Raw genomic sequence first — 4,286 nt, 5'->3', positions numbered from 1 at the left:
AAAAATGCTTTTTTATATTGACTTACAATAAATCTACATCTCTAATACGCCAACTTTTTTGAAACGATATTGTAAGATCAAAATTATATGGTGGCGAAAATTAATCTCTTATTACGGCTTACGCCGCTTTTATTCGTGTTCGCTCCTTTTTTGGCACAGTCAAATATGACTGTTTATCCTATGGCTGTTTCCATTAATAGTCAGGGTGAAGGCAACGTTCGCGTAATATCTAAAAGTAATGAAGTTCAGTACATCAAGGCGACAGTATTCCGTATCGATAATCCATCGACGCCTCAGGAAAATGAAGTTGAGATTAAATCCGGTGATGCAAATCATCTGGTTGTTATGCCACCTAAATTCGCTTTACCAGCCGGTAGTAGCAAAACCGTACGTTTTGTTGCGATGGAACCAGAGCAAAAAGAGAAAAATTATCGCGTTAAATTTGAAGCGGTTCCCAGTATTGATGACGTTGCCACAGATAAAAAAGATCTCTCTATGCAGTTAACAGTTAACTTAATTTGGGGAATCGTTGTTAGTGTTCCACCTCAGCAACCTATAGCTAAGTTAGAAGTAAATTCTGCCCAAAAATTAATTAATGCAGGGAATCAACGCTTAAAGCTTTTAACGATCGCTTATTGTAAAAATAATAGCAAAGAAAGCTGTAAGATACAGACCGTAAATAAAAACATCTTCCCTGGTCAGGAAAGAAATCTTGAAAGCATATCTGGCTACGACAAAATCGTTGTCAAATATAATAACTGGATCACCAAAGATAATGGCGAGTTTGAACTGGCGGTCCATTAATTATCATTGTAATAAACGAAGGAATAGTAATGAAAAAGGTATTTGCAAAATCTCTTCTGGTCGCAGCGATGTTTTCTGTTGCAGGCTCCGCATTGGCAGTACAAAAGGATATTACTGTAACGGCCAACGTTGATGCCGCTCTGGATATGACACAGACCGATAACACCGCGTTGCCGAAAGCAGTAGAAATGCAATATCTGCCGGGGCAGGGTCTGCAATCTTACCAGTTGATGACCAAAATCTGGTCTAACGACGTTACCAAAGATGTAAAAATGCAGTTAGTGTCCCCAGCGCAACTGGTTCAAAGCCTGGATGCTAGCAAGATTGTTCCGCTGACAGTAACCTAGGGTGGTGAAGAAATTAAAGTTGATGCGGCAACCACTTTTACCGCAACCAAAATCTTTGCTTCCGATGCGTTAACTAACGGTTCTCTGGCTAAAAACCTGATGTTTGCTCAAACCACCAAAGGTGTTCTGGAAACAGGCATCTACCGTGGTGTAGTAAGCATTTATCTGTCTCAGGATATTTAATCCGGATAACAGAATTAACACGTAACAAAGGGAGGGGTAGCCCTCCCTTATTTTAACTGTTTTAGTATTTGTTATGGATTTCAGGATTGCCATGGATAAAAAATTACTGGCTCTTTTGATCCTGGCGAGTCTCAGCCCGGCAGAGGCGACATTAACCAAAATTCCCGCAGGGTTTGAGGTTATTGCTCAGGGACAGCAGGAGTATATCGAGGTTTATTTTTCAGGGAAAAGTCTCGGTAAATATTATGCAATGGTTAATCTTGATACCGTAACATTTCTTGATCCAGCAAGTCTATATAACAAGCTGGAACTGGATGTAGACGATCAGAAAATCGCGCATATAGTGAAAGAAAAATTATCGCAGCCGCTAGCTCGCCACGGTGAATTGGCTTGCGGTTATGTACGTACTGACTCAGGGTGTGGTTTTCTGAATACCGATACGCTGGAAATAATCTATAATGATGAAGAAAGTTCGGCAACGTTGTTTATTAATCCGCAATGGAATTCAGCTTTCGATGCGAAGTCATTATATTTAAATCCAGACAAAAATACTGTTAACGCTTTTATACATCAGCAAGACATCAATGTTCTGGCACAGGATGATTACCAATCGTTGTCTATTCAGGGAAACGGTGCGCTGGGAATAACAGAAAATAGCTATATTGGTGCACACTGGAATTTCAACGGTTATGATGCAGATGATGTCAGTGACAGTAATACTGACGTCAGCGATCTCTATTATCGTTATGATTTTTTACGTCGTTATTATGTGCAGGCGGGTCGCATGGACAACCGCACACTATTTAATGCACAAGGCGGGAACTTTACCTTTAACTTTCTGCCACTCGGTGCAATCGATGGGATGCGTATCGGGTCGACACTGAGCTATTTAAACCAGGCGCAAAGCCAGCAAGGAACCCCAGTAATGGTTCTGCTTTCGCGCAATTCTCGTGTTGACGCTTATCGTAATGAGCAACTTTTGGGATCGTTTTATCTCAATAGTGGTTCGCAATTTATTGATACCAGTTCCTTTCCGCCAGGCAGCTACAGCGTGGCATTAAAAGTCTACGAAAATAACCAACTCACCCGCACCGAGCTTGTGCCGTTTACCAAAACCGGCGGTCTGACTGACGGAAATGCGCAATGGTTCTTACAGGCAGGTAAAACTACATCACAGGTTTCTGATGATGAAAGTTCAGCTTATCAGCTAGGAGTACGCCTGCCATTACATCCGCAATATGAGCTCTACGCAGGGCTGGCGAATGCCGATGATGTGAGTGCTTTCGAGTTAGGTAATAACTGGACGGCAGATTTAGGCGGGGTGGGGAATCTTGCAATCAGCGCCAGCGTGTTCCGTAACGATGACGGCGGCAAAGGTGATATGCAACAGGCCAACTGGAGTAATCCGGGATGGCCGACGTTGGGCTTTTATCGGACCAACTCTGACGGCGATGCTTGTACAACCGACAGCAGAGAGAGCTATAACGCCTTAAGCTGTTATGAAAGTATTTCCGCGACAGTTTCACTGAATTTTGTCGGCTGGAATATGATGCTGGGTTATACCCGCACACAAAATAACACTGATGATAGTTTGCGTTGGGATAAACAGCAGAGCTTTGAAAATAACTATCTTCGCCAGACAACAGCGCAAAGTATCTCTGAAACTGTACAACTTAGCGCTTCCCGCGCTATTGTGATGCGTGACTGGATTTTGAGTACGTCAGTCGGTGTTTTCCATCGTAATGACAACGGTGGCGATAACGACGACAACGGCTTGTACTTATCGTTTTCGTTATCTGACACGCCAACGATGGATAGCAATAACAACAGCCATTCAACCAATGTGTCTACGGATTATCGTTATAGCGAACAGGATGGCGATCAAACGTCATGGCAGTTATCGCATACCTTTTATAACGATTCATTCAGCCATAAAGAACTTGGCGTAACCGTCGGAGGCCTGAACACCGATACCATAAACAGCGCGGTTAACGGGCGTTGGGATGGGCAATACGGAAATGTCTACGCTACCGTATCTGATAGTTATGACCGTAAGAATCATGATCATCTTTCGGCCTTTACGGGCACTTATAGCTCTACGCTGGCTGTCAGTCGCTATGGCGTTAATTTGGGAGCCAGTGGTACAGACGATTTGCTGGGTGCGGTACTGGTGGATGTGAAAGGCTTCTCTGAACAGGATGAAGAGAGTCAGGATCTGCAACTCGAAGCGCGGGTGGCAGGCAGCCGAACTTTGCAGCTTGGTCAAAGTGACAGTGTGTTGTTCCCTTATCCTGGATTTCAGTCTGGTTTTGTTGAGGTTAACGACAGTAGCCAGGGCAATCAGCAGGGGACAACAAACATCATTAACGGTGCAGGGAATCGTGAATTAATGTTGTTGCCTGGCAAGCTGCGCTATCGCGAAGTGTCTGCCAGCTTTAACTACAACTATATCGGTCGTTTATTACTGCCGGCAGCGGTGAAAAAATTCCCGATTGTGGGGCTGAACAGCGCCATGTTACTGGTAGCTGAAGATGGCGGATTTACACTTGAAATTAACGGCAGCGAAAAAGAGCTCTATCTGCTTTCCGGGCAGCAATTCCTTAAGTGTCCACTGAGTGTTGTAAAGAAACGCGCCAGCATTCGTTACAGCGGAGATGTTACTTGTAGTGTGGTGACTTATTCACAATTACCGGAGTCGATTCAGGTTCAGGCACAGTTGAAACAGCCTAAATTACGTGGAAACGTTCAGACGGCGCAAAGGGAGGTTGCACCATGAGAAATCGATTGATTGCGGCGATATTGGGCTTGTTTGGCACGCTCACTGGCGTTCAGGCAGCTCCTGACGTGACCAGTGAAATTACGTATGATTTGGCATCTGGTAGAGCGGATTATTACTTCTGGAAGGATGAAGCGTCGGCAGGAAATAATGGATATATGTGGTATGAATGTTCG

2 protein-coding genes and 2 pseudogenes are annotated in these 4,286 nt (G+C 44.0%); all 4 read left to right on the top strand.

Features of this window, described 5'->3' with window-relative positions; genetic code table 11:
* The first annotated feature begins 87 nt into the window (after positions 1-87).
* Complete coding sequence (locus ACUU1M_RS19020; protein ID WP_152028971.1) at positions 88-804, top strand: fimbria/pilus periplasmic chaperone; 717 nt, start codon at positions 88-90, stop codon at positions 802-804.
* A 29-nt stretch (positions 805-833) separates the two neighbouring features.
* Positions 834-1,334 (top strand): annotated as a pseudogene (locus tag ACUU1M_RS19015) (CS1 type fimbrial major subunit).
* 91 nt (positions 1,335-1,425) lie between these two features.
* Entirely contained in the window at positions 1,426-4,110 is a 2,685-nt protein-coding gene (locus ACUU1M_RS19010; protein ID WP_000358682.1) for a TcfC E-set like domain-containing protein, read from the top strand.
* Positions 4,107-4,286: pseudogene (locus ACUU1M_RS19005) on the top strand (CfaE/CblD family pilus tip adhesin); the annotation flags it as partial. The gene ACUU1M_RS19010 and the pseudogene ACUU1M_RS19005, both read left to right, overlap by 4 nt.

The organism is Shigella sp. SIG6 (assembly GCF_053555815.1).
Note: the sequence above shows the minus strand (reverse complement) of the source record. Positions and strands in the feature narration are given on the sequence as shown.

Coding starts and splice junctions, on each gene's coding strand:
- ACUU1M_RS19020 (WP_152028971.1), top strand. CDS start 88: ATGGTGGCGAAAATTAATCTCTTATTACGGCTTACGCCGCTTTTATTC.
- ACUU1M_RS19010 (WP_000358682.1), top strand. CDS start 1,426: ATGGATAAAAAATTACTGGCTCTTTTGATCCTGGCGAGTCTCAGCCCG.